Below are 24716 nucleotides of genomic sequence, written 5' to 3'. Positions count from 1 at the left end.
GCCGCAATGAAGATTTGTGGGCTGCTGCGCAGCCCTTTCGCGACACAAGGCCGCTCCTACAAGGGCACGAGGAGGATTGAAGACATGCACCAATGGATCAACGCCCTCGCCGACCATCAAGCCCGCGGCGAACCCTGCGTCCTGGTGACCATCATCGAGGAACGCGGCTCCACGCCGCGCAACGCCGGCTCGAAAATGGTGGTCAGCGCCAGCGCTCTGTACGACACCATCGGCGGCGGCCACCTGGAGTTCAAGGCCCTGCACATCGCCCGGCAGATGCTTGAGGAACACCGCAGCACCCCGCACCTGGAGCGCTTCAGCCTCGGCGCCAGCCTCGGCCAGTGCTGCGGCGGCGCCACCGTGCTGCTGTTCGAGCCGATGACCGGCGTGCAGGCCGAGATCGCCGTGTTCGGCGCGGGCCATGTCGGGCGCGCTCTGGTACCCTTGCTCGCCGCGCTGCCCTGTCGGGTGCGCTGGATCGACTCGCGCGAGCAGGAGTTCCCCGACGCCATCCCCAACGGGGTGAGCAAGATCGTCAGCGAAGAGCCGGTCGACGAAGTCGCCGACCTGCCCGCCGGCAGCTACTGCATCGTCATGACCCACAACCACCAGCTGGATCTGGAACTGACCGCCGCGATCCTCAAGCGCAACGATTTCACCTGGTTCGGCCTGATCGGCTCGAAGACCAAGCGGGTCAAGTTCGAGCACCGTCTGCGCGAGCGCGGTTTCGACGACACGCTAATGGCGCGGATGCGCTGCCCGATGGGCCTGGCCGAGGTCAAGGGCAAGCTGCCGATCGAGATCGCCGTGTCCATCGCCGCCGAGATCATTGCCACCTACAACGCCTGCTTCGGCCAGCACGACGCTGCCGCCAATTCAGGCCCCATCGCCCAGTTGCTGCCGTCCTCGCGACGCAGCCAGACCCTTTGACGAGAGCCCCATGAGCGCAACCCGCAAAGCCTACCGAGCCGCCATCCTGCACAGCATCGCCGACCCCGCCGAGGTCGGCCTTGAGGCGTCCTGCGAATACTATGAAGACGGCCTGCTGGTGGTCGACAACGGCCGCATCAGCGCCCTGGGCCATGCCAGCGAGCTGCTGCCGACCCTTGACGCCGACATCCCGGTGCAGCATTACCAGGACGCCCTGATCACCCCGGGCTTCATCGACACCCACATCCACTTCCCGCAGACCGGCATGATCGGCTCCTACGGCGAGCAACTGCTGGACTGGCTGAACACCTACACCTTCCCCTGTGAGAAGCAGTTTGCCGACAAGGGCCACGCCGACCAGGTGGCGAAGATCTTCCTCAAGGAACTGCTGCGCAACGGCACCACCACTGCCCTGGTGTTCGGCAGCGTGCATCCGGAGTCGGTCAACGCCCTGTTCGAGGAGGCCGAGCGCCTCGACCTGCGCATGATCGCCGGCAAGGTGATGATGGACCGCAACGCCCCCGACTACCTGACCGACACCGCCGAATCCAGCTACCGCGACAGCAAGGCGCTGATCGAGCGCTGGCACGGCAAGGGCCGCCTGCACTACGCGGTCACCCCGCGCTTCGCGCCGACCAGCACGCCGGAGCAATTGAGCGTGGCCGGCCAGTTGCTCAAGGAGCACCCGGGCGTGTACATGCATACCCACCTGTCGGAGAACCTCAAGGAAATCGACTGGGTCAAGTCGCTGTTCCCCGAGCAGAAAGGCTACCTGGACGTCTACGACCACTTCGAGCTGCTCGGCGAGCGCTCGGTGTTCGCCCACGGCGTGCACCTGTGCGACGACGAATGCCAGCGCCTGGCCGAGACCGGCTCGGCCATCGCCTTCTGCCCGACCTCCAACCTGTTCCTCGGCAGCGGCCTGTTCAACCTGCCTCAGGCCGAGCGCTTCAAGGTCAATGTGGGCCTGGGCACCGACGTCGGCGCGGGCACCAGCTTCTCGCTGCTCAACACCCTGAACGAGGCGTACAAGGTGATGCAGCTGCAAGGCGCACGCCTGCACCCTTACAAGTCGCTGTACCTGGCCACCCTCGGCGGCGCCCGCGCCCTGCGCCTGGACGACCGCATCGGCAGCCTGCGCCCGGGCAATGACGCCGACTTCGTGGTGCTCGACTACAAGGCCACCCCGCTGCTGGATTACCGCCTGCAGCAGTCGAAGAACATCGAGGAGACCCTGTTCGTGCTCACCACCCTGGGCGACGACCGCACCGTGCGCGAAACCTACGCCGCCGGGCGCTGCGTACACCAGCGCTGACAAGATCGCGGGGCTCCGTGGGAGCGGGCTTGCCCCGCGATAGGCAGCTAGGGCTGCTTCGCCAACCCGCGGTACAAAGCCCCGCCGATCGCCGCGCCGATCAGCGGTGCCAGCCAGAACAGCCACAGCTGCTGCACGGCCCAGCCACCGACGAACAACGCCGGCCCCGTGCTGCGCGCCGGGTTCACCGAGGTGTTGGTCACCGGGATCGAGATCAGGTGGATCAGGGTCAGCGCCAGGCCGATGGCGATCGGCGCGAACCCCGCCGGCGCCCGGGCATCCGTGGCGCCCATGATGATCACCAGGAACATCGCGGTCATCACCACTTCGCTGGTGAAGCCTGCCGCCAAGCTGTAGCCACCGGGCGAGTGCTCGCCGTAGCCGTTCGAGGCCAAGCCGTTGGCCAGCTCGAAACCGGCCTTGCCGCTGGCGATGAAGTAGATCACCGCCGCGGCGAGGATCGCGCCGATCACCTGGGCGATCACATAGGGCAGCAATTCCTTGGCCGGGAAGCGCCCGCCCACCACCAAGCCGAACGACACGGCGGGGTTGAGGTGACAACCGGAGATATGACCGATGGCGAAGGCCATGGTCAGGACCGTCAGGCCAAAGGCGAAGGCGACACCGAGGACCCCGATGCCGACCGGGGAGCTGGCCGCCAGCACCGCGCTGCCACACCCGCCAAGGACCAACCAGAACGTGCCGACCAACTCGGCACCCATGCGTACACCCAGGGACGAACTCATGGAGCATTCCTCAAGTAATTGGACGCAACGACTGCGCAAGCCCAACTGCTTGATGAAGGTTTGCTGAGGAGAAATCTAGCAGAGCTTTGACAAGTGGCCAGAAACGACCAAGGCCCTTTTCGCGGGTAGACCCGCTCCCACAGGGACAATGCCCTGCTTGATGGCAACGCATTTCCTGTGGGAGCGGGTTTGCCCGCGAAAGGGCCCTGAGTCAGGCAGGCAAACGTTCAACCCTTGGCGGTGGCCTTGGGCTTTTTCAGCAGGTGCGAGAACACCGCGTGCAGATCGTCCGAGGCGCTCTCCTCATCGAGGTTGAGCTTGCTGTCGATATGGTCCATGTGGTGCATCATCAGGCTCACCGCCTGTTCGGCGTCACGCGCCTCGATGGCGTCGATCAGTTGCATGTGCTCGTCGTACGAGCAGTGCGAGCGGTTGCCGCTCTCGTACTGGGCAATGATCAGCGAGGTCTGCGACACCAGGCTGCGCTGGAAGCTCACCAGCGGCGCGTTGCCCGCCGCCTCGGCCAGCTTGAGGTGGAACTCGCCGGACAGGCGGATGCCGGCGCCACGGTCACCACGGGAGAAGCTGTCGCGCTCCTCGCGGACCATCTGGCGCAGTTCGTTGAGCTGCTCGACGGTAGCGTGCTGCACGGCCAGTTCGGTGATGGCGCGCTCGACCATGCGCCGGGAGAAGAACACCTGGCGCGCCTCTTCCACCGTCGGGCTGGCCACCACCGCGCCGCGGTTGGGCCGCAGCAGCACCACGCTTTCGTGGGCCAGGCGCGACAGCGCGCGGCGGATGATGGTGCGGCTGACGCCGAAGATCTCGCCCAGTGCTTCCTCGCTCAACTTGGTCCCCGGAGCCAGGCGCTGCTCGAGGATCGCCTCGAAGATGTGCGCGTAGACGATGTCGTCCTGGGTACCGCTGCGGCCGGCCTTGCCAGTGCGCACAGGTTTTTTCAGAGGTTGCAGCTGTTCGTTCATGGGCGCTCGAGCACAGGGGATCTGCCAGTCGGACCGTGACTGTACTGCCTGTCGACGGGGGGATGGCAAGTCCGGAAATGAAGATGAAGGGCCAAGGTATGGCGCCATTGTACACAGGCTGACCCGATTCTGCAGGTGGCCTTTTACCTATATAGCCGTTGTACGACCGTTTGTACGCACAAAAGATAAAACATTATTTGCTTTATTTGTACACAAAAGCATAATCCTGCGAGCAACTTCCTGACCCAGAAGTCAACAAAATGGTCGGACGTCTGCCACACCCTCCCTCGCGAAGCCCCCAAGTGCATCAGCTCAGGACCAGGCTTCGAACAACAAGAAAGACTTGAGGAGTACTCGCTGTGGAAAGCCGCAAATCCGAAGCACCTACGCTGGATCTCGCCCCACCGCTCGAAACGGGCTGGCTGGAGCGGATTTTCAAACTCAAGCGACATGGCACTACCGTCAGGACCGAACTGATCGCCGGGGTGACCACCTTTATCACCATGGCCTACATCATCTTCGTCAACCCCAACATCATGGCCGACGCCGGCATCGACCACGGTGCGGCATTCGTCGCCACCTGCATCGCCGCCGCCCTCGGCTGCCTGCTGATGGGTCTGTACGCCAACTGGCCGGTGGGCCTGGCGCCGGGCATGGGCCTCAATGCCTTCTTCACCTACACCGTGGTCGGCACCATGGGCTACAACTGGGAAACGGCGCTGGGGGCGGTATTCGTCTCGGGCGTGCTGTTCATGTTCCTGACCGTTTCGCGGGTGCGCGAGTGGCTGCTCAACAGCATCCCGGTAAGCCTGCGCCATGCCATGGGGGCCGGCGTCGGATTGTTTCTCGGGCTGATCGGCCTGAAGACCGCCGGCATCATCGTCGACAGCCCGGCCACCCTGGTCAAGCTGGGCTCGCTGCATGAGCCCGGCCCGCTGCTGGCGGCCGTGTGCTTCCTGTCGATCGCTATCCTCAGCTACAAGCGGGTGTTCGGCGCGATCCTGATCAGCATCATCGGCGTCACCCTGGCCGGCTGGGGCCTGGGCCTGGTCAAGTTCGGCGGGGTGATGTCGATGCCGCCGAGCCTGGCGCCGACCTGGATGGCCATGGACGTGGCCGGGGTGTTCAACGTCAGCATGATCAGCGTGGTGCTGGCGTTCCTGTTCGTGCACATGTTCGACACCGCCGGCACGCTGATGGGCGTGGCCCAGCGTGCCAACCTGGTGGCGCCGGACGGGCGCATCGAGAACCTGTCGCGGGCGCTGAAGGCCGACAGTACCTCCAGCGTGTTCGGCGCGGTGGTCGGCGTGCCGCCAGTGACCAGCTATGTGGAAAGTGCCGCGGGTGTGGCGGCGGGTGGGCGTACCGGCCTGACGGCCGTGGTGGTCGGCGTGCTGTTCATTGCCGCGATGTTCTTCGCCCCGCTGGCCGGGATGATTCCGGCCTATGCCACCGCCGGCGCGTTGATCTACGTGGCGATGCTGATGATGGGCAGCATGGCGCATATCGAATGGGACGAAGCCACCGACAGCATTCCGGCGATCGTCACGGTGATCATGATGCCGCTGACCTTCTCGGTGGCGGACGGCATTGCCCTGGGTTTTATCAGCTACGTGGCACTCAAGGCCGGGACTGGCAAGTACAAGGAGATCTCGGCGAGCCTGTGGGTGCTGTGCCTGATCTTCATTGCCAAGTTTGTATTCCTCTGACCCGGCTGCAACAACCAAGGGCGCCTCGGCGCCCTTTCTTTTTGCCTGCTCGGCATGCCTGCTTCCACACATCCCCTGTAGGAGCGGCCTTGCCGAGGCGTCGGACCGGTCGGAAAGGGCTGCGTAGCAGCCCCGGCAATGTTGCATGATGCCGAGATCCTGGGGCCGCTGCGCGGCCCTTTCCGACCGGTCCGACGCCTCGGCAAGGCCGCTCCTACAGGGTACGCCGCACCCGAAGGGCAGATTGACAACTGCAAAAACAACAGACGAAAAAAAGCCCGCCAGTGTGAGAGCGGGCCAAGGACCTACGAAGATTCTTCTAGCGACCAACTAGCTTCCACGATAGGTCGAATAGCTGTACGGCGAGATCAGCAGCGGCACGTGGTAGTGCTCCTGCTGCTCGTCGATACCAAAGCGCAACACGACCACGTCGAGAAACGCGGTGTCCGGCAGCTTCACGCCCTTGGCGCGGTAGTAGTCACCGGCGCTGAACTGCAGTTGATAGACGCCGGTGCGGTAATCGTCACCCTGCAGCAGCGGCGCATCGACGCGGCCGTCGCTGTTGGTCAGTGCGGTGTTCACCAGCTCCAGCTGCTGGCCTTCGACGCGGTACAGCTCGACCTTGATCGAGCTGCCCGGGCAGCCATGCGCGGCGTCCAGTACATGTGTGGTCAAACGTCCCATTTGCTTGTCGCCTCTTGTCGTATGCGTGGGCAAAAAATACACGGCAATCACCGGGCACGAGGCCTGCGGCGTGCGGGAATGAAGCCATTAAGACAGTTTACCGATAAATTGTACACAATTTTTTATCCCCTCCCGCGCAACCTCCACAGAACAGGCCGCCAGTCGCAAAGACACGCGCCATGCCGCCATCCTTGGCATTACCTGACCAATCAGGCAGGTTTCTTGCAAGTCATTCTTACGCGACAAATGGGAAGAAATGCGGAAAAACAGGCTTACAAAAGATTTCAGAAGTTGTATACAATCAGCCCATCCGGTGGTGCGACATCCCGACGCGGCGCGCCCACCACCCGCATTAACGTACAAGAAGGAAGACTGCAGTGAGCGCTGACTACCCACGCGACCTGATCGGTTACGGCAACAACCCACCTCATCCGCAATGGCCGGGGAATGCCCGCATTGCGCTGTCCTTCGTGCTCAACTACGAAGAAGGTGGCGAGCGCAACATCCTGCACGGCGACAAGGAGTCCGAAGCGTTCCTTTCCGAAATGGTCGCCGCCCAGCCGTTGCAGGGCGTGCGCAACATGAGCATGGAGTCGCTCTACGAATACGGCAGCCGCGCCGGCGTCTGGCGCCTGCTCAAGCTGTTCAAGGACAGCGGCGTGCCGCTGACCATCTTCGCCGTGGCCATGGCCGCCCAGCGCCACCCCGACGTGATCCGTGCCATGGCCGAGGCCGGCCACGAGATCTGCAGCCACGGCTACCGCTGGATCGACTACCAGTACATGGATGAAGCGCAAGAGCGCGAGCACATGCTCGAGGCCATCCGCATCCTCACCGAGATTACCGGCGAGCGCCCCGTGGGCTGGTACACCGGCCGCACCGGCCCGAACACCCGGCGCCTGGTGATGGAGGAAGGCGGTTTCCTCTACGACAGCGACACCTACGACGACGACCTGCCCTACTGGGAGCCGAACAACCCCACCGACAAGCCGCACCTGGTGATCCCCTACACCCTGGACACCAACGACATGCGCTTCACCCAGGTGCAGGGCTTCAACTGCGGCGAGCAGTTCTTCCAGTACCTGAAGGACGCCTTCGACGTGCTCTACGCCGAGGGCGCCGAGGCACCGAAGATGCTCTCGATCGGCCTGCACTGCCGCCTGGTCGGCCGCCCGGCACGCCTGGCCGCGCTCAAGCGCTTCGTCGACTACGCCAAGAGCCACGAGCAGGTCTGGTTCGCCCGTCGCGTGGACATCGCCCGCCACTGGCACGCCACCCACCCGTACAAGAAAGAGAACGCCTGATGACCGCCTTCAAGACCCTCAAGCCTTCCACCCTCGAGCGCGCCGCCTTCGTCGCCGCCTTCGCCGACATCTACGAGCACTCGCCGTGGGTCGCCGAGAAAGCCTACGACCTGGGCCAGCTGGCCGAGCTGGACGAGATCGAGGCGCTGCATCAGCGCATGAGCGACATCCTGCTCAGCGCCAGCCACGCAGAGCAACTGGCCCTGATCAACGCTCACCCGGACTTGGCCGGCAAGGCCGCCATCCAGGGCGAGCTGACCGAATCGAGCACCAATGAACAGGCCGGCGCCGGCATCCACCAGTGCACCGCCGAGGAGTTCGCCCGGTTCACCGAGCTGAACGACGCCTACAAGGCCAAGTTCCAGTTCCCGTTCATCATGGCGGTCAAGGGCAGCAACCGGCACCAGATCCTCGCCGCCTTCGAAAAACGCATCCACAACGACCAGGATGCCGAGTTCAAGGAAGCCCTGGCGCAGATCAACCTGATCGCCCTGTTCCGCCTGCTGCAGCTGTAAGCGACAGCCGAACTTTTCAGTACAACGAACATATAAGAGAGACCCGCATGCGCACCCTGATGATCGAGCCCCTGAGCAAAGAAGCCTTCGCCCCCTTCGGTGACGTGATCGAAACCGACGGCAGCGACCACTTCATGATCAACAATGGCTCGACCATGCGCTTCCACAAGCTCGCCACGGTCGAGACCGCCGAGCCCGAGGACAAGGCGATCATCAGCATCTTCCGCGCCGACGCGCTGGACATGCCGCTGACCGTCCGCATGCTGGAGCGCCATCCGCTGGGCAGCCAGGCTTTCATCCCGCTGCTCGGCAACCCCTTTCTGATCGTGGTCGCGCCGGTTGGCGATGCACCTGTATCAGGCTTGGTCCGTGCCTTCCGCAGTAATGGCAGGCAGGGCGTCAATTACCATCGCGGCGTCTGGCACCACCCGGTGCTGACGATCGAAAAGCGGGATGACTTCCTGGTGGTTGATCGCAGTGGTTCCGGCAACAACTGCGATGAGCATTACTTCCCCGAGGAACAGATGTTGATCCTCAATCCCCACCAATAAGAAAGGGTCGGTCATCGATAGGGTGACTGGCGAGAGGTACATACTGTGGAAGCACACCTTCACGAATGGCTGAACCTGAGCATTCGCTGGGTTCACATGATCACCGGCGTGGCCTGGATCGGTGCATCGTTCTACTTTGTCTGGCTGGAGAACCACCTGAATCGAAGCAACCCGCGCGATGGGTTGTCGGGTGACCTCTGGGCCATTCACGGTGGTGGTATCTACCACCTGGAGAAATACAAGCTCGCGCCGCCGAAAATGCCCGAGAACCTGCACTGGTTCAAATGGGAAGCCTACTTCACCTGGATGTCCGGGATCGCCTTGCTGTGCGTGGTGTTCTACTGGAACCCGAGCCTCTACCTGCTGGCGCCCGGCAGCACCCTGAGCGGTGCCGAAGGCGTGGCCATCGGGATCGGTTCGCTGGTTGCCGGCTGGTTCATCTACGACTTCCTGTGCGACTCGCCCCTGGGCAAGCAACCGGCCCTGCTGGGCGGCGTGCTGTTCGTGCTGATCATCGCCGCCTGCTGGGGCTTCAGCCTGGTGTTCAGCGGCCGTGGCGCCTACCTGCACACCGGTGCGATCATCGGCACCATCATGGTCGGCAACGTGTTCCGCATCATCATGCCGGCCCAGCGCCAGCTGGTGGCGGCGATCGAGAACAACCAGACCCCCGACCCGGTACTGCCGGCCAAGGGCCTGCTGCGCTCGCGTCACAACAACTACTTCACCCTGCCGGTGCTGTTCATCATGATCAGCAACCACTTCCCGAGCACCTACGGCAGCCAGTACAACTGGCTGATCCTGGCCGGGATCGCGGTGGCCGCGGTACTGATCCGTCACTACTTCAACACCCGCCACGACAGCAACAAGTACGCCTGGACCCTGCCCGTCGGCGCCCTGGCGATGATCTGCCTGGCCTACGTGACCGGTCCCAAGCCGCTGCCGACCGCCCCGGAACAAGCCGCCGCCAAGGTCGAGTACCAGCCGTTGCCGGCCACTGCCGTGGGTGGCAAGACCGCCGCCGAGCTGCGCGCCGAGGAGGCCGCCAAGCCTGCCCAGGCACCGGCCGCAGAGCCTGCCCAGGCCACGGCCCAGGCGGCCACCGGCAGCTTCGACAAGATCCACACCGTCATCCAGGAACGCTGCACTGTGTGCCACTCGGCCAAGCCGACCAGCCCGCTGTTCAGCGCCGCCCCTGGCGGCGTGATGTTCGACACCCCGCAGCAGATCCAGGCTCAGGCCGCGCGCATCCAGGCGCAGGCCGTCGCCAGCCAGATCATGCCGCTGGGCAACATCACCCAGATGACCGTTGAAGAACGCAAGCTGGTCGGCGACTGGATCGCCAAAGGCGCGCAGGTCAATTGACCGACACGGCGTGCAAAGACTGTAGGAGCGGCCTTGCGCCGCGAAGAGGCCGGCAGACCCGGCCTCTGTTTCAAGGTTTACGCAACAAGCAAGCATCGAGCGTTCGACTTCAGGCGGGAATCTTCCGCCTGAAGCCGCCCGCTTGGATCCGAGAATAAAAACAAAACTCGAGGTGCTGCATGTCCGAGTCACCCAAGGCGTACATCCCTGTTGCGCCGCCACGACAGCCCCTGCCCTTGTTCCAGCTGATCCTGGTGGGTCTGCAACACGTTCTGCTGATGTACGGGGGCGCCATCGCGGTGCCGCTGATCATCGGCCAGGCGGCGGGCCTGTCCCGCGAAGAAGTCGCCTTCCTGATCAACGCCGACCTGCTGGTCGCCGGCGTTGCCACCATCATCCAATCCTTCGGTATCGGCCCCGTGGGCATCCGCATGCCTGTCATGATGGGCGCCAGCTTCGCCGCGGTCGGCAGCATGGTGGCCATGGCCGGCATGCCTGGCGTCGGCCTGCAGGGGATCTTCGGCGCGACCATCGCCGCCGGCTTCTTCGGCATGCTGATCGCGCCGTTCATGTCCAAGGTCGTGCGTTTCTTCCCGCCGCTGGTGACCGGCACGGTCATCACCTCCATCGGCCTGTCGCTGTTCCCGGTGGCGGTCAACTGGGCCGGCGGCGGCCATGAGGCGCAAGCCTTCGGCGCGCCGATCTACCTGATGGTCGCCGGCCTGGTGCTGGCGGTGATCCTGCTGATCAACCGCTTCATGCGCGGTTTCTGGGTCAATGTGTCGGTACTGGTGGGCATGGGCCTGGGCTACGTGCTCGCCGGCTCCATCGGCATGGTCGACCTGTCGGGCCTGAGCGAGGCGCCGTGGCTGCAGGTGGTCACCCCCCTGCACTTCGGCATGCCGACCTTCAGCCTGGCGCCGATCCTGTCGATGTGCCTGGTGGTGGTGATCATCTTCGTCGAGTCCACGGGGATGTTCCTCGCCCTGGGCAAGGTGACCGACCGCGAAGTCACGCCCGGCATGCTGCGTCGCGGCCTGCTGTGCGATGCCGGCGCGTCGTTCATCGCCGGTTTCTTCAACACCTTCACCCACTCCTCGTTCGCCCAGAACATCGGCCTGGTGCAGATGACCGGGGTTCGCTGCCGCTACGTCACGGTGATGGCCGGCGCGCTGCTGATCCTGCTCAGCCTGCTGCCCAAGGCGGCCTTCCTGATCGCCTCGATCCCGCCCGCGGTACTGGGCGGCGCGTCCATCGCCATGTTCGGCATGGTCACCGCCACCGGGATCAAGATCCTCCAGGAAGCGGACATCGTCGACCGGCGCAACCAGCTGCTGGTCGCGGTCAGCGTCGGCTTCGGCCTGATCCCGGTGGTGCGGCCGGAGTTCTTCGCACAGATGCCACAGTGGATGGAGCCCATCACCCACAGTGGCATCGCCATGGCCACCCTCAGCGCCCTGGTGCTGAACCTGCTGTTCAACATCCTCGGCGGCGCCGACCGCGCCGCGCATAACGACGCCTGTCATCAGCACTGAAGTCCCCTATCGCGGGGCAAGCCCGCTCCCACGCTGGATACACGCCCGCACGTGGGAGCGGGCTTGCCCCGCGAGAAGGCAACACCCACATAAAAACAATAAGTCCGGGAATCACAACATGAAGCGCATCACCACGTCCGTCCTGCTGGGCAGCAGCCTGCTGGCCACCCTCCCCGCCCATGCCGGCGAATGGCTGCAATGGCACGGCGAAAGCCTGTCCTACCTGTACGGCAAGGACTTCAAGGTCAACCCCGACATCCAGCAGACCATCACCTTCGAACATGCCAACAAGTGGAAGTACGGCGACACCTTCCTGTTCGTCGACAAGATCTTCTACAACGGCAAGGCCGACCCCGGCAAAGGCGTGACCACCTACTACGGCGAGTTCAGCCCGCGCCTGTCGTTCGGCAAGATCTTCGAGCGCAACCTGGCCTTCGGGCCGATCAAGGATGTGCTGCTGGCCATGACCTACGAACGTGGCGAAGGCGACAACGAGGCCTACCTGATCGGCCCCGGCTTCGACCTGAACGTGCCCGGCTTCAACTACTTCACCCTGAACTTCTACCTGCGCAACACCGAAGGCAGCCGCCCCGGCGACAACGTCTGGCAGATCACCCCGGCCTGGTCGTACACCATCCCGGTGGGTAAGTCCGACATCCTGATCGACGGCTATATCGACTGGGTGGTCGACAACGACCAGACCCGTCGCGGCACCTACCACGCCAACCTGCAGTTCAACCCGCAGGTCAAGTACGACCTGGGCAAGGCCCTGAACCTGGGCGCCAAGCAGCTCTATGTCGGCTTCGAATACAGCTACTGGAAGGACAAGTACGGCATCGACAGCCGCGGCAACGTCGACAGCAACCAGAGCGTGGCCAGCGCCCTGGTGAAGGTGCATTTCTGAAAAACTGACCGAACGCCCAAATTTGCACCACTGTGCTCCAGGACGGAGCACTTGAGGCCCGGCGCGCAAGTGAGTAATCTGCGCGCCCCCTCGATCGGGGCGGGAAGGATCCCGCCCGCGTTTGCTGACCGCTCAGTCAATGTTTCCGGGCGGTTGGCCAACGTGTTGCCAGCGTGAAATACCCATTTCATCCGTTCAGAAAGACGTCGAGCAGGATGGTTGTGCCCAACGTGGAAAAGTTGGCGCAGCTCTTGCCAAACAGCTGTGGCCAATTGAAAAAAGCTGACCCAAAAGACAAGAACAGCGCCCGAGCGCTGACAACAGATCCAATCAAGGGAGCGACACTCGCAATGCGTACCATCAATAGCCTGATCCTCGCCGGTGGCCTGCTGGCCTGCGGCGCCAGCCAAGCCGGCGACCTGCTGCAATGGCAGAACAACAGCCTGACCTACCTGTGGGGCAAGAACTTCAAGGTCAACCCCGAGATCCAGCAGACCGTGACCTTCGAGCACGCCGATGCGTGGAAGTACGGCGACAACTTCTTCTTCTTCGACAAGATCTTCTACCAGGGCAAGAAGGACGCCAGCAACGGCCCCAACACCTACTACGGCGAGTTCAGCCCGCGCCTGTCGTTCGGCAAGATCTTCGACCAGAAGCTCGAGTTCGGCCCGGTGAAAGACGTGCTCCTGGCCATGACCTACGAGTTCGGCGAGGGTGACACCGAGTCCTACCTGATCGGCCCCGGCTTCGACCTGGCCATCCCCGGCTTCGACTACTTCCAGCTGAACTTCTACCAGCGCACCACCGACGGCAGCCGTCCAGGCGACAATGTCTGGCAGATCACCCCGGTCTGGTCGTACACCATCCCTGTGGGCTCGTCCGACATCCTGATCGACGGTTTCATGGATTGGGTGGTCGACAACGACGAGAACCGTCGCGGCACCTATCAGGCGAACCTGCACTTCAACCCGCAGGTCAAGTACGACCTGGGCAAGGCGCTGCACCTGGGCGAGAAGCAGTTGTACGTGGGTATCGAGTACGACTACTGGAAGAACAAGTACGGCATCAAGGACAGCGATGCCTTTACCACCGATCAGAACACCATGAGTTTCCTGGTCAAGGTTCACTTCTGATCTGATGCCAGTGTAAAGCCTGTAGGAGCGGCCTTGCGTCGCGAAAGGGCCGCGAAGCGGCCCCAGGTTCTCGGCATCATGCAAAATCGCCGGGGCTGCTGCGCAGCCCTTTCGCGACGCAAGGCCGCTCCTACAGGAGATCCGAGGCAAGCCCCGGCCGGGCGCCTCAGCTTGCCGGTTTTACCGTCCGCCACATCTTGCCCGCGACAGCAACCACCGCCAGCACCAAAGCCCCCGCAATCACCCCCGCCACACCATTGAGCAATGCCCCGGTCAACGCCCCGCCCCGCCCTTCGCTGAACGCCTCGATGGCGTGATGCAGCGGCGCGATGCCGTGCACCAGGATGCCGCCGCCGACCAGAAACATCGCCGCGGTGCCGATCACCGACAGGCTCTTCATCATGTACGGCGCGGCGCGCAGGATGCCGTTGCCCACCGCCTGGCTCAGCGCCGAGGCTTTCTTGGTCATCCACAGCCCCAGGTCATCGAGCTTGACGATGCCTGCCACCAGGCCATAGACGCCAATGGTCATGACCAGCGCGATGCCCGACAGCACGATGATCTGCTGGCTCAGCGGCGCATCGGCCACGGTGCCCAGGGTGATGGCGATGATCTCGGCAGAGAGGATGAAATCGGTGCGCACCGCGCCCTTGATCTTGCTCTTCTCGAACGCCACCAGGTCGACCTGCTCGTCGGCCACGGCCGCCTTGCGCGCCTCGTGCTGCGCGTCGTCCTCGGTCTTGCTGTGCAGGAACTTGTGCGCCAGCTTCTCGAAGCCCTCGAAGCACAGGTAGGCGCCGCCGACCATCAGCAACGGAATCACCGCCCAGGGAATGAACGCACTGATCAACAGCGCCGCCGGCACCAGGATCGCCTTGTTCACCAGCGAGCCCTTGGCCACCGCCCACACCACCGGGATCTCGCGCTCGGCGCGCACGCCGGTGACCTGCTGGGCGTTGAGCGCCAGGTCGTCGCCCAGCACCCCTGCGGTCTTCTTCGCCGCGACCTTGGTCATCACCGAGACATCGTCGAGCACCGTGGCGATGTCGTCGATCAATACCAGTAAGCTGCTTCCTGCCATGTCAAAATGTTTCCAGTAGGTTCGAATGGCCGGGATTCTAGCCCAAAGACGCTGCCTTGAGCGCCCGTCCGGGCGGGTGCTACCATGCCGGACCCCATTTGCAGGGGGCCAGACAACAGGAAGACCCCTGACAATGAGCACCATTCGCGAGCGCAACAAGGAACTGATCCTGCGCGCGGCCAGTGAAGAATTCGCCGACAAGGGCTTCGCCGCCACCAAGACCAGCGATATCGCGGCCAAGGCCGGCCTGCCCAAGCCGAACGTGTATTACTACTTCAAGTCGAAGGAAAACCTCTACCGCGAGGTACTCGAGAGCATCATCGCGCCGATCATGCAGGCCTCGACGCCGTTCAACGCCGACGGTGATCCGAAAGAGGTGCTCAGCTCGTACATCCGCTCGAAGATCCGCATCTCCCGCGACCTGCCCCACGCCTCCAAGGTGTTCGCCAGCGAGATCATGCATGGCGCGCCGCACCTGTCGCCGCGCCAGGTCGAGCAGCTCAACGAGCAGGCCCGGCACAACATCGAGTGCATCCAGCGCTGGATCGAGCGCGGCCAGATCGCCCACGTCGATCCGCACCACCTGATGTTCAGCATCTGGGCGGCGACGCAGACCTACGCGGATTTCGACTGGCAGATCGCCGTGGTGACCGGCAAGGCCAAGCTGGCCGACAGCGACTATGACGCGGCGGCGGAGACGATCATCCGCCTGGTGTTGAAAGGCTGCGAGCCCGAGGCGGCCTGATAGGGGCAATGGGGCTGCTGTGCAGCCCGTTCGCGACACAAGGTCGCTCCTACAGAGGTTACGCATTCCCCTGTAGGAGCGGCCTTGTGTCGCGATGGGCCGCAGAGCGGCCCCAAAATGACGAGCCTTACGCAGCAACCCCCGCATCCGCCGTCAGCCCCACCTCTTCGATCGCACTGATCGCGCACTGCTCGTCGATATCCGAGGTATCCCCGCTGATCCCGACAGCCCCCAGCACCTTGCCATCCCGATCACGGATCAGCACCCCGCCCGGCACCGGCACCACCGGCCGCTCGCCCAGCCCGTTCAGCGCGGCATAGAACGCCGGTCGCTGCTGCGAATCCAGCGCCAGCAGGCGCGAACCCTTGCCCAGGGCCACCGCGCCCCAGGCCTTGCCGATAGCGACCTGCGGACGCAGCAGGGTGGCGCCATCCTCGCGCTGCAGCGCCAGCAGGTGCCCGCCGGCATCCAGCACCGCCACGGTTAGCGGCGCGGCGTTGATCTTGCGGCCCGCGGCCAGCGCGGCGTTCACCACGCCGACAGCGTCTTTGAGGGTCAATGCGTTCATGAAAAGGTCCTCTTCTTGTTGTGAGAAGCCCTGAGGGCAGTTGAAAACCAGTAGATAGAATAGAACACAACGAAGACACGCTTTGTATACAATTATTTGAATCAATCTTGCCAAGTGCGACGAAATGCCGCCTCATCGCCCAATGACCGCTCAGTCAACAGCGCCGACGAAAATGGATTGACCTTTTGCGCCGAGCATGAATACACTCTGCCGCAACGCAAGTTGTATACAATTACAAAATCGATGAGGCACAAACCATGAGCAAAATGAGAGCAATCGATGCAGCCGTTCTGGTCATGCGCCGTGAAGGTGTAGATACCGCGTTCGGCATTCCAGGGGCTGCCATCAACCCGCTGTATTCGGCCCTGAAGAAAGTCGGTGGCATCGATCACGTCCTCGCTCGCCACGTCGAAGGTGCCTCGCACATGGCCGAGGGCTACACCCGCGCCAACCCGGGCAACATCGGTGTGTGCATCGGCACCTCCGGCCCTGCCGGCACCGACATGGTCACCGGCCTGTACAGCGCCTCGGCCGACTCCATCCCGATCCTCTGCATCACCGGCCAGGCCCCACGCGCCCGCCTGCACAAGGAAGACTTCCAGGCCGTCGACATCACCAGCATCGTCAAGCCGGTGACCAAGTGGGCGACCACCGTCCTGGAACCGGGCCAGGTGCCGTATGCCTTCCAGAAGGCCTTCTATGAAATGCGCACCGGCCGCCCAGGCCCGGTGCTGATCGACCTGCCGTTCGACGTGCAGATGGCCGAAATCGAATTCGACATCGACGCCTACGAGCCGCTGCCAGTCCACAAGCCACAAGCCAGCCGCGTACAGGCCGAGAAAGCCCTGGCCCTGCTCAATGACGCCGAGCGCCCGCTGCTGGTGGCCGGTGGCGGCATCATCAATGCCGACGCCAGCGACAAGCTGGTCGAGTTCGCCGAACTGACCGGCGTGCCAGTTGTACCGACCCTGATGGGCTGGGGCACCATCCCGGACGATCACCAACTGATGGTCGGCATGGTCGGCCTGCAGACCTCGCACCGCTACGGCAACGCCACCCTGCTCAAGTCCGACCTGGTGTTCGGTATCGGCAACCGCTGGGCCAACCGCCACACCGGCTCCGTCGACGTCTACACCGAAGGCCGCAAGTTCGTGCACGTGGACATCGAGCCAACCCAGATCGGCCGCGTGTTCACCCCTGACCTGGGTATCGTTTCCGATGCCGGCAAGGCGCTGGATGTGTTCCTGGAAGTGGCCCGCGAGTGGAAAGCCGCCGGCAAGCTCAAGTGCCGCAAGGCCTGGCTGGAAGACTGCCAGCAGCGCAAGGCGACCCTGCAGCGCAAGACCCACTTCGACAACGTGCCGGTCAAGCCGCAGCGCGTGTACGAAGAGATGAACCAGGTATTCGGCAAGGACACCTGCTACGTCAGCACCATTGGTCTTTCGCAGATCGCCGGCGCGCAGTTCCTGCACGTGTACAAGCCACGTCACTGGATCAACTGCGGTCAGGCCGGCCCGCTGGGCTGGACCATTCCTGCCGCCCTCGGTGTGGTCAAGGCCGATCCGAAGCGCAAGGTCGTCGCGCTGTCCGGTGACTACGACTTCCAGTTCATGATCGAAGAACTGGCGGTGGGCGCGCAGTTCAACCTGCCGTACGTCCACGTGCTGGTGAACAACGCCTACCTCGGCCTGATCCGCCAGGCCCAGCGTGGCTTCGACATGGATTACTGTGTACAACTGGCCTTCGAGAACATTAACGCCACCGACGCCGCCACCTACGGTGTCGACCACGTCGCCGTGGTCGAGGGCCTGGGCTGCAAGGCCATCCGCGTGTTCGAACCGGCCGACATCGCCCCTGCCCTGCTCAAGGCGCAGAAGATGGCCGAAGAGTTCCGCGTGCCGGTGGTGGTCGAAGTGATTCTCGAGCGTGTGACCAACATTTCCATGGGCACCGAGATCAACGCGGTCAACGAGTTCGAAGACCTCGCCCTGGTCGGCAACGACGCGCCGACCGCCATCTCGCTGCTGGACTGATCGCCTGACGCCCCCGCGCCTTGCGCGGGGGTCTTCAACGCAAGGAGACGACCTATGCCTCGCTTCGCCGCCAACCTGTCCATGCTGTTCACCGAACAGGACTTCCTGGCCCGCTTCAAGGCCGCCGCCGACGCTGGTTTCAGCGGCGTCGAATACCTCTTCCCGTACGATTTCAGCGCCGCCGAGATCAAGCAGCAGCTCGACGCCCACGGCCTGACCCAGGTGCTGTTCAACCTCCCTGCGGGCGATTGGTCGAAAGGTGAGCGCGGCATCACCTGCCACCCCGACCGCGTCGAGGAATTCCGCGCTGGCGTCGACAAGGCCATCGAGTACGCCAAGGTACTGGGCAACACCCAGGTCAACGCCCTGGCCGGCATTCGCCCCGAGGGCCTGGACTGCGCCACCGTGCGCAAGACCTTCGTCGACAACCTGCGCTACGCCGCCGACAAGCTCAAGGCCGCCGGGATCCGCCTGGTCATGGAAATGATCAACACCCGCGATATCCCCGGCTTCTACCTGAACACCACGAAACAGGCCCTGGAAATCCAGGCCGAGGTGGGCAGCGACAACCTGTTCCTGCAGTACGACATCTACCACATGCAGATCATGGAAGGTGACCTGGCCCGTACCCTGGAAACCAACCTGAAGCTGATCAACCACGTGCAGCTGGCCGACAACCCGGGCCGCCACGAACCGGGCACCGGCGAGATCAACTACCGCTTCCTGTTCGAGCACCTGGACCGCATCGGCTACCAGGGCTGGGTGGGCGCGGAGTACAAGCCCAAGACCACCACTGAAGCCGGTCTGGGCTGGCTGAAGACCCATAACGCAATCTAAGGATGCACACGGTCCCTGTAGGAGCGGCCTTGTGTCGCGATGGGCTGCGCAGCAGCCCCCGGCAATCGCTGAAATGGCCGAAATCGTGGGGCCGCTTCGCGCCCCAATCGCGACACAAGGCCGCTCCTACAAGGGCCTGGTCGCCTGTTCATACAAATACAAAGAGGCAGAACTCTCATGGCTAAAATCGGTTTCCTCGGCACCGGCATCATGGGCAAGCCCATGGCCCAGAACCTGCAAAAGGCAGGTCACAGCATCTTCGTTTCCACCCACCACGACGCCGCACCGGCCGACCTGATCGCCGCCGGCGCCGTGGCCCTGGCCAACCCGAAGGAAGTGGCCCAGGAAGCCGAGTTCATCATCGTCATGGTCCCGGACACCCCGCAGGTCGAGAGCGTGCTGTTCGGTGAGAACGGCGTCGTCGAAGGCGTCGGTCCGAACAAGGTGGTGATCGACATGAGCTCGATCTCCCCCACCGCCACCAAGGCCTTCGCCGAGAAGATCAAGGCCACCGGCGCCGCCTACCTGGACGCCCCGGTGTCCGGCGGCGAAGTCGGCGCCAAGGCCGCGACCCTGAGCATCATGGTCGGCGGCTGCCCGAAAGCCTTCGAGCGCGCCCTGCCGCTGTTCGAAGCCATGGGCAAGAACATCACCCGCGTCGGCGGCAACGGCGACGGCCAGACCGCCAAGGTGGCCAACCAGATCATCGTCGCCCTGAACATCCAGGCCGTCGGCGAGGCGCTGCTGTTCGCCGCCAAGAACGGCGCCGACCCGGCCAAGGTGCGTGAAGCGCTGATGGGCGGCTTCGCCTCGTCGAAGATCCTCGAAGTGCATGCCGAGCGCATGATCAAGGGCACCTTCGATCCGGGCTTCCGCATCAACCTGCACCAGAAGGACCTGAACCTGGCCCTGCAAGGCGCCAAGGAGTTGGGCATCAACCTGCCCAACACCTCCAATGCCCAGCAAGTGTTCAGCACCTGCGTGGCGCTGGGCGGCGGCAACTGGGACCACTCGGCGCTGATCAAGGGCCTGGAGCACATGGCCAACTTCTCGATCCGCGACGACAAGTGATTTGAATCCGGGGGCTGCTGCGCAGCCCCCACGATTCCAGATCCAACACCGCTGAACCTGCAACCACAGGTCCAGTGGTGACACCGAGCAACACCCGCCCCTGGTTCGGCCTGCACGGAGGCAGTTCCAGGGGCGTTTTCGATTTTGCAGAACAACAAGAATCTGGGAGCCTGCCATGTCGGTCGATCCACAAAAACTCCTGCGCGAGCTGTTCGACACAGCCATCGCCGCCGCCCACCCCCGCCAGGTCCTCGAACCCCACCTGCCCGCCGACCGCAGCGGCCGGGTCATCGTCATCGGCGCCGGCAAGGCCGCCGCGGCCATGGCCGAAGTGGTCGAGAAAAGCTGGCACGGCGAAGTCTCCGGCCTGGTGGTCACCCGCTATGGCCATGGCGCCAGCTGCCAGAAAATCGAGGTGGTCGAAGCCGCCCACCCGGTCCCCGATGCCGCCGGCCTGGCCGTGGCCAAGCGGGTGCTCGACCTGGTCAGCAACCTGAGCGAAGACGACCGCGTCATCTTCCTGCTGTCCGGCGGCGGCTCGGCCCTGCTGGCCCTGCCCGCCGAAGGCCTGACCCTGGCCGACAAACAGCAGATCAACAAGGCCCTGCTCAAGTCCGGCGCCACCATCGGCGAGATGAACTGCGTGCGCAAGCACCTCTCAGCGATCAAGGGCGGCCGCCTGGCCAAGGCCTGCTGGCCGGCCACCGTCTACACCTACGCGATTTCCGATGTGCCCGGCGACCTCGCCACGGTCATCGCCTCCGGCCCCACCGTGGCCGATCCGAGCACCTCGGCCGACGCCCTGGCGATCATCAAGCGCTACAACATCGACGCGCCCAAGGCCGTCATCGACTGGCTCAACAACCCGGCCTCCGAGACCGTCAAGGCCGATGACCCGGCCCTGGCCCGCAGCCACTTCCAGCTGATCGCCAGGCCCCAGCAGTCGCTGGAGGCCGCCGCGGTGAAAGCCCGCCAGGCCGGATTCAGCCCGTTGATCCTCGGCGACCTGGAGGGCGAGTCGCGCGAAGTGGCCAAGGTGCATGCCGGCATCGCCCGGCAGATCGTCCTGCACGGCCAGCCGCTCAAGGCACCCTGCGTGATCCTCTCCGGCGGCGAGACCACCGTCACCGTGCGCGGCAACGGCCGTGGCGGGCGCAACGCCGAGTTCCTGCTCAGCCTCACCGAAAGCCTCAAGGGCCTGCCCGGCGTGTACGCCCTGGCCGGCGACACCGACGGCATCGATGGCTCGGAGGACAACGCCGGCGCCTTCATGACCCCGGACAGCTTCGCTCGCGCCGAGGCCCTGGGCCTGTCGGCCAGCGATGAGCTGGACAACAACAACGGCTATGGCTACTTCGCCGCCCTCGACGCGCTGATCGTCACCGAGCCGACCCGCACCAACGTCAACGACTTCCGTGCCATCCTGATCCTCGAGACTCCGCAATCATGACGCCTGATAAAAAAGTCAAAATCCTCGCCACCCTCGGGCCTGCGATCAAAGGCATCGATGACATCCGCCAGCTGGTCGAGGCCGGGGTAAATATCTTCCGCCTCAACTTCAGCCACGGCGAACACGCCGACCACGCCCTGCGCTACCAGTGGATCCGCGAAGTCGAGCAGCAGCTCAACTATCCGCTGGGCATCCTCATGGACCTGCAGGGGCCAAAGCTGCGCGTCGGCCGTTTCGCCGACGGCAAGGTCCAACTGCAACGCGGCCAGGCCCTGCGCCTGGACCTGGACAAAACCCCGGGCGACAGCCGCCGGGTCAACCTGCCGCACCCGGAAATCATCGCCGCGCTGGAGCCGGGCATGGACCTGCTGCTGGACGACGGCAAGCTGCGCCTGCGCGTCACCGCCAAGCACGGCGATGCCATCGACACCGAAGTGCTGGCCGGTGGCGAGTTGTCCGACCGCAAGGGCGTCAACGTGCCCCAGGCGGTGCTTGACCTCTCCCCGCTGACCGAGAAGGACCGCCGCGACCTGGCCTTCGGCCTGGAGCTTGGCGTGGACTGGGTGGCGCTGTCGTTCGTGCAGCGCCCCGAAGACATCGTCGAGGCGCGCCAGCTGATCGGTGACCGCGCCTACCTGATGGCCAAGATCGAGAAGCCCTCGGCGGTCGAGCAGTTGCAGGCCATCGCCGAGCTGTCCGACGCGATCATGGTCGCCCGCGGCGACCTGGGTGTGGAAGTGCCTGCCGAAAGCGTGCCGCAGATCCAGAAAGGCATCATCGGCACCTGCCGCCAGCTGGGCAAGCCGGTGGTGGTGGCCACCCAGATGCTCGAATCGATGCGCTTCTCCCCGGCCCCGACCCGCGCCGAAGTCACCGACGTGGCCAACGCCGTGGCCGAAGGCGCGGATGCTGTGATGCTGTCGGCCGAGACCGCCTCGGGCGACTACCCGCTGGAAGCGGTGCAGATGATGAGCAAGATCATCCGCCAGGTGGAAAACGGCCCGGACTACCAGGCCCAGCTCGACGTCGGCCGGCCCAAGGCCGAGGCCACGGTGTCGGACGCCATCAGCTGCGCGATCCGTCGCATCAGCGGCATCCTGCCGGTGGCGGTGCTGGTCAACTACAGCGAGTCGGGGGCCTCGACCCTGCGCGCCGCCCGCGAGCGGCCACGGGCGCCGATCCTCAACCTGACGCCGAACCTCAACACCGCACGCCGCCTGAGCGTGGCCTGGGGCGTGCATTCGGTGGTCAACGACCGCCTGCGCCAGGTCGACGAGGTGGTCTCCACGGCGCTGGAAATCGCCCAGGCGCAAGGCATGGCCAGCCGTGGCGACACGCTGCTGATCACCGCCGGTGTGCCTTTCGGCAAGCCGGGTTCGACTAACACCTTGCGGATCGAGACCTTGGTTTGAGATCGCCTGGGGCGCCCTGCGCCCCTTTCGCGGCACAAGGCCGCTCCTACAGGGATCGCACCCAGGCATGAATACACGATCCCTGTAGGAGCGGCCTTGTGTCGCGATTGGAGGGCGCAGCCCTCCCCGTACACCGATGTAACAGAACTGCGGAAAACCGAGGCCCAAAGAGGCCCACCGCTCCCCCACTCACCTTGCCGACTGCCCATGTACACCAAGAATTTCGTCAACCCGTGCCCCGACTGGGCCACGGCCTTGCTCAACGGCTTCAGCCAGGTGCTGCTGCTGCGCAATCCCCTGTGCGGCCTGTGTTGCCTGCTGGCCATCCTGCTGACCGCGCCGGACCTGGTCGGCGGCGCCCTGCTCGGCGCCCTCGCCGGCCTGCTCACCGCCCAGCGCCGCGGCTACGACCGCGCCGATCGCCAGGCCGGGCTGTACTGCTACAACGGCGTGCTGATCGGCATCCTGATCAGCGCCGTGCTGCCCTGGTCGGCGATCCTGCCGCCACTGATCATTGCCGCCGGCGGCCTGTCGAGCATGCTCACCCACCAGTGGCGCAAGCGTGGCGGCAAGCTGCTGGTCGCCTATACCGCGCCCTTCGTGCTGCTGGGTTGGGCCACCCTGCTGCTGGCCGAGCCCTCGATCAGCAGCTTTGTCGAGGCAGACCCTGTATATGCCCTGCTGCGCGGCGTGGGGCAGATTTTCCTGCTCGACAAGCCCATGGCCGGCCTGCTGATCGTCATCGGCATGTACTTCGCCAACCCCTATGCCGCCACCTGGGCGCTGATCGGCTCGGCCATCGGTGGCGGTGTCGCGTTGCTGGCGGGCGAGGCACAGGGGGCCTGGCTGGGGCTGTACGGCTTCAATGCGGCACTGGCCGCGCTGGCCTTCAGCCGCCAGGGTGAGAAGCCTTGGGTGCCCCTACTGGCGATTGCGCTGGCGCTGCTGTTGCAGCCGCTGTTCAAGCTGTTGCCTATCACCGGATTGACTGCACCGTTCGTAGTTGCTTGCTGGCTCATGAACCTAATTGTAACGCTCACAAAAACAAGCAAGCGCACACCTCAAATCACTGAGTATTAGTACGATTACCCTGCATTTGCTCTTGAACATGGATCAACTCACGCGAGTACACAAAGCCTTTTTTTGAATCCGTACCAGTCACTTCTGCAATCGGTCCTTCCGGGGCCGATCTAAACCCAAGGCCATACATCAACCCAAATGTTTGACCGGTAGGATTAATGATTAATAAATCATCCTTTCGATAAAACTCCTCAGAACCAGAAACCGCCTTAGGTCGCAGCCTAGTGATGACCTTGCCCCTGATCAATTTGAAGTCAACCCCACCTTTTCTATCCTTGCCCGCGTGATAGAACTCGACTGTTTCACCTAGATTCAAGCGTGCTTTCAGGTAAGGTTTCAAATCGCTTGGAATCCCAGCATACTCCATCTGCTTAGTAAGGCCGGTCCCCCCAAAAAACAATTTCTTGATACTGAATCTCCCGTCAGGATCAAAGCTATTAACCGGCTCACCTTCACAATAGGCATAAGCATTCAGCCCCCCTTCTCCAAATGGACTGAGGGCGTCTGGGCTTGAAAAACGCATAAACGGTAGATAGTAGAGCCTGTGCCCATTCCCCAGTAGATAGCCTTGCACGTCACCTTCCAACAACTGCCCGTTGAACCCAATCGCACCTTTGCGCGCCGGATCGGCCAGGTATCCATAGGCCGTGTAGCTCAGCATTCGCTGCGCCGTTCCGTGGGCGCTCAACACAGAACCTGCCAGATCACACTGAAGCAGCGCAGAGGCGGGCACCTTCAAATCATTGATCCGGTCAGACATGCCAA

The 24716-nt window shown here is 63.8% G+C and carries 23 protein-coding genes; 17 read left to right on the top strand and 6 right to left on the bottom strand.

Annotated elements, in window-relative coordinates:
- Window positions 1-84 precede the first annotated feature (84 nt).
- Both xdhC and guaD read left to right on the top strand, forming a co-directional pair.
- Window positions 85-930 carry a xanthine dehydrogenase accessory protein XdhC gene (gene xdhC / locus ACZ899_RS00895; RefSeq protein WP_234560294.1) on the top strand — a complete coding sequence of 282 codons (846 nt, stop codon included), beginning with the start codon at window positions 85-87 and terminating at the stop codon, window positions 928-930.
- Window positions 931-940: 10 nt separating this feature from the next.
- Window positions 941-2245 (top strand): guanine deaminase, encoded by a 1305-nt coding sequence (gene guaD, locus ACZ899_RS00890; protein WP_203651744.1) that lies wholly within the window; start codon window positions 941-943, stop codon window positions 2243-2245.
- 47 nt (window positions 2246-2292) lie between these two features.
- Here the strand turns inward: guaD and aqpZ are convergent, their stop codons facing one another.
- Window positions 2293-2991, bottom strand: a complete 699-nt coding sequence (gene aqpZ, locus ACZ899_RS00885) for an aquaporin Z (RefSeq protein ID WP_203651742.1) — start codon at window positions 2989-2991, stop codon at window positions 2293-2295.
- Between the two features lie 227 nt (window positions 2992-3218).
- Window positions 3219-3974 carry a GntR family transcriptional regulator gene (locus tag ACZ899_RS00880; RefSeq protein WP_203651740.1) on the bottom strand — a complete coding sequence of 252 codons (756 nt, stop codon included), beginning with the start codon at window positions 3972-3974 and terminating at the stop codon, window positions 3219-3221.
- Window positions 3975-4333: 359 nt separating this feature from the next.
- Between ACZ899_RS00880 and ACZ899_RS00875 the strand changes: the two genes are divergently transcribed.
- Window positions 4334-5683, top strand: coding sequence for an NCS2 family permease (locus tag ACZ899_RS00875; protein WP_203651739.1), 1350 nt, complete (start codon window positions 4334-4336; stop codon window positions 5681-5683).
- A gap of 330 nt (window positions 5684-6013) precedes the next feature.
- Here ACZ899_RS00875 and uraH read toward each other — a convergent pair whose 3' ends face one another.
- Window positions 6014-6367 carry a hydroxyisourate hydrolase gene (uraH, locus tag ACZ899_RS00870; RefSeq protein ID WP_028692847.1) on the bottom strand — a complete coding sequence of 118 codons (354 nt, stop codon included), beginning with the start codon at window positions 6365-6367 and terminating at the stop codon, window positions 6014-6016.
- Window positions 6368-6744: 377 nt separating this feature from the next.
- Between uraH and puuE the strand changes: the two genes are divergently transcribed.
- The 7 genes from puuE (at window position 6745) to ACZ899_RS00835 (ending at window position 13674) form a co-directional block, all read left to right on the top strand.
- Window positions 6745-7671: an allantoinase PuuE gene (gene puuE / locus ACZ899_RS00865; protein ID WP_232856778.1), complete on the top strand. Its 927-nt coding sequence runs from the start codon at window positions 6745-6747 to the stop codon at window positions 7669-7671.
- Window positions 7671-8186, top strand: a complete 516-nt coding sequence (gene uraD, locus ACZ899_RS00860; protein WP_028692845.1) for a 2-oxo-4-hydroxy-4-carboxy-5-ureidoimidazoline decarboxylase — start codon at window positions 7671-7673, stop codon at window positions 8184-8186. Before puuE ends, uraD begins: the two co-directional genes overlap by 1 nt.
- A gap of 47 nt (window positions 8187-8233) precedes the next feature.
- Entirely contained in the window at window positions 8234-8737 is a 504-nt protein-coding gene (locus tag ACZ899_RS00855) for an ureidoglycolate lyase (RefSeq protein WP_050706598.1), read from the top strand.
- Window positions 8738-8782: 45 nt separating this feature from the next.
- The gene (locus ACZ899_RS00850; protein WP_186715589.1) at window positions 8783-10102 is read left to right on the top strand and encodes a urate hydroxylase PuuD; all 1320 of its coding nucleotides are present in this window, start codon (window positions 8783-8785) and stop codon (window positions 10100-10102) included.
- Window positions 10103-10281: 179 nt separating this feature from the next.
- Window positions 10282-11637, top strand: coding sequence for a nucleobase:cation symporter-2 family protein (locus ACZ899_RS00845; protein WP_234560295.1), 1356 nt, complete (start codon window positions 10282-10284; stop codon window positions 11635-11637).
- Between the two features lie 118 nt (window positions 11638-11755).
- Window positions 11756-12541 (top strand): outer membrane protein OmpK, encoded by a 786-nt coding sequence (locus ACZ899_RS00840; RefSeq protein ID WP_186715585.1) that lies wholly within the window; start codon window positions 11756-11758, stop codon window positions 12539-12541.
- A gap of 350 nt (window positions 12542-12891) precedes the next feature.
- Entirely contained in the window at window positions 12892-13674 is a 783-nt protein-coding gene (locus ACZ899_RS00835) for an outer membrane protein OmpK (RefSeq protein ID WP_046856491.1), read from the top strand.
- Between the two features lie 166 nt (window positions 13675-13840).
- Here the strand turns inward: ACZ899_RS00835 and ACZ899_RS00830 are convergent, their stop codons facing one another.
- Window positions 13841-14755 carry a DUF808 domain-containing protein gene (locus tag ACZ899_RS00830; protein ID WP_234560296.1) on the bottom strand — a complete coding sequence of 305 codons (915 nt, stop codon included), beginning with the start codon at window positions 14753-14755 and terminating at the stop codon, window positions 13841-13843.
- 133 nt (window positions 14756-14888) lie between these two features.
- On the opposite strand from ACZ899_RS00830, the gene ACZ899_RS00825 reads away from it, so the two are divergent.
- Window positions 14889-15500: a TetR/AcrR family transcriptional regulator gene (locus tag ACZ899_RS00825; protein ID WP_102684647.1), complete on the top strand. Its 612-nt coding sequence runs from the start codon at window positions 14889-14891 to the stop codon at window positions 15498-15500.
- A gap of 127 nt (window positions 15501-15627) precedes the next feature.
- Here the strand turns inward: ACZ899_RS00825 and ACZ899_RS00820 are convergent, their stop codons facing one another.
- Entirely contained in the window at window positions 15628-16068 is a 441-nt protein-coding gene (locus ACZ899_RS00820; protein ID WP_028692837.1) for a GlcG/HbpS family heme-binding protein, read from the bottom strand.
- Between the two features lie 257 nt (window positions 16069-16325).
- Here ACZ899_RS00820 and gcl point away from each other — a divergent pair, with 257 nt between their 5' ends.
- The 6 genes from gcl to ACZ899_RS00790 all read left to right on the top strand — a co-directional run bounded on the left by gcl (window position 16326) and on the right by ACZ899_RS00790 (window position 23951).
- Window positions 16326-18101 carry a glyoxylate carboligase gene (gene gcl / locus ACZ899_RS00815; protein WP_186732910.1) on the top strand — a complete coding sequence of 592 codons (1776 nt, stop codon included), beginning with the start codon at window positions 16326-16328 and terminating at the stop codon, window positions 18099-18101.
- A 54-nt stretch (window positions 18102-18155) separates the two neighbouring features.
- A complete protein-coding gene (hyi, locus tag ACZ899_RS00810) occupies window positions 18156-18938 on the top strand; it encodes a hydroxypyruvate isomerase (RefSeq protein ID WP_028692836.1) in 783 nt (260 codons plus the stop codon).
- A gap of 177 nt (window positions 18939-19115) precedes the next feature.
- Window positions 19116-20009: a 2-hydroxy-3-oxopropionate reductase gene (locus tag ACZ899_RS00805; protein WP_011532931.1), complete on the top strand. Its 894-nt coding sequence runs from the start codon at window positions 19116-19118 to the stop codon at window positions 20007-20009.
- 175 nt (window positions 20010-20184) lie between these two features.
- Entirely contained in the window at window positions 20185-21459 is a 1275-nt protein-coding gene (locus ACZ899_RS00800) for a glycerate kinase type-2 family protein (protein WP_234560297.1), read from the top strand.
- The gene (pyk, locus tag ACZ899_RS00795) at window positions 21456-22871 is read left to right on the top strand and encodes a pyruvate kinase (protein WP_232856782.1); all 1416 of its coding nucleotides are present in this window, start codon (window positions 21456-21458) and stop codon (window positions 22869-22871) included. Before ACZ899_RS00800 ends, pyk begins: the two co-directional genes overlap by 4 nt.
- 207 nt (window positions 22872-23078) lie before the next feature.
- Window positions 23079-23951 (top strand): urea transporter, encoded by an 873-nt coding sequence (locus tag ACZ899_RS00790; protein ID WP_234560298.1) that lies wholly within the window; start codon window positions 23079-23081, stop codon window positions 23949-23951.
- Here ACZ899_RS00790 and ACZ899_RS00785 read toward each other — a convergent pair.
- Window positions 23938-24711 (bottom strand): RHS repeat-associated core domain-containing protein, encoded by a 774-nt coding sequence (locus ACZ899_RS00785; RefSeq protein WP_234560299.1) that lies wholly within the window; start codon window positions 24709-24711, stop codon window positions 23938-23940. The two genes, ACZ899_RS00790 and ACZ899_RS00785, sit on opposite strands and share 14 nt — an antisense overlap.
- Window positions 24712-24716: the final 5 nt, after the last annotated feature.

It is taken from the genome of Pseudomonas sp. TE31087, assembly GCF_057284075.1.
Note: the sequence above shows the minus strand (reverse complement) of the source record. Positions and strands in the feature narration are given on the sequence as shown.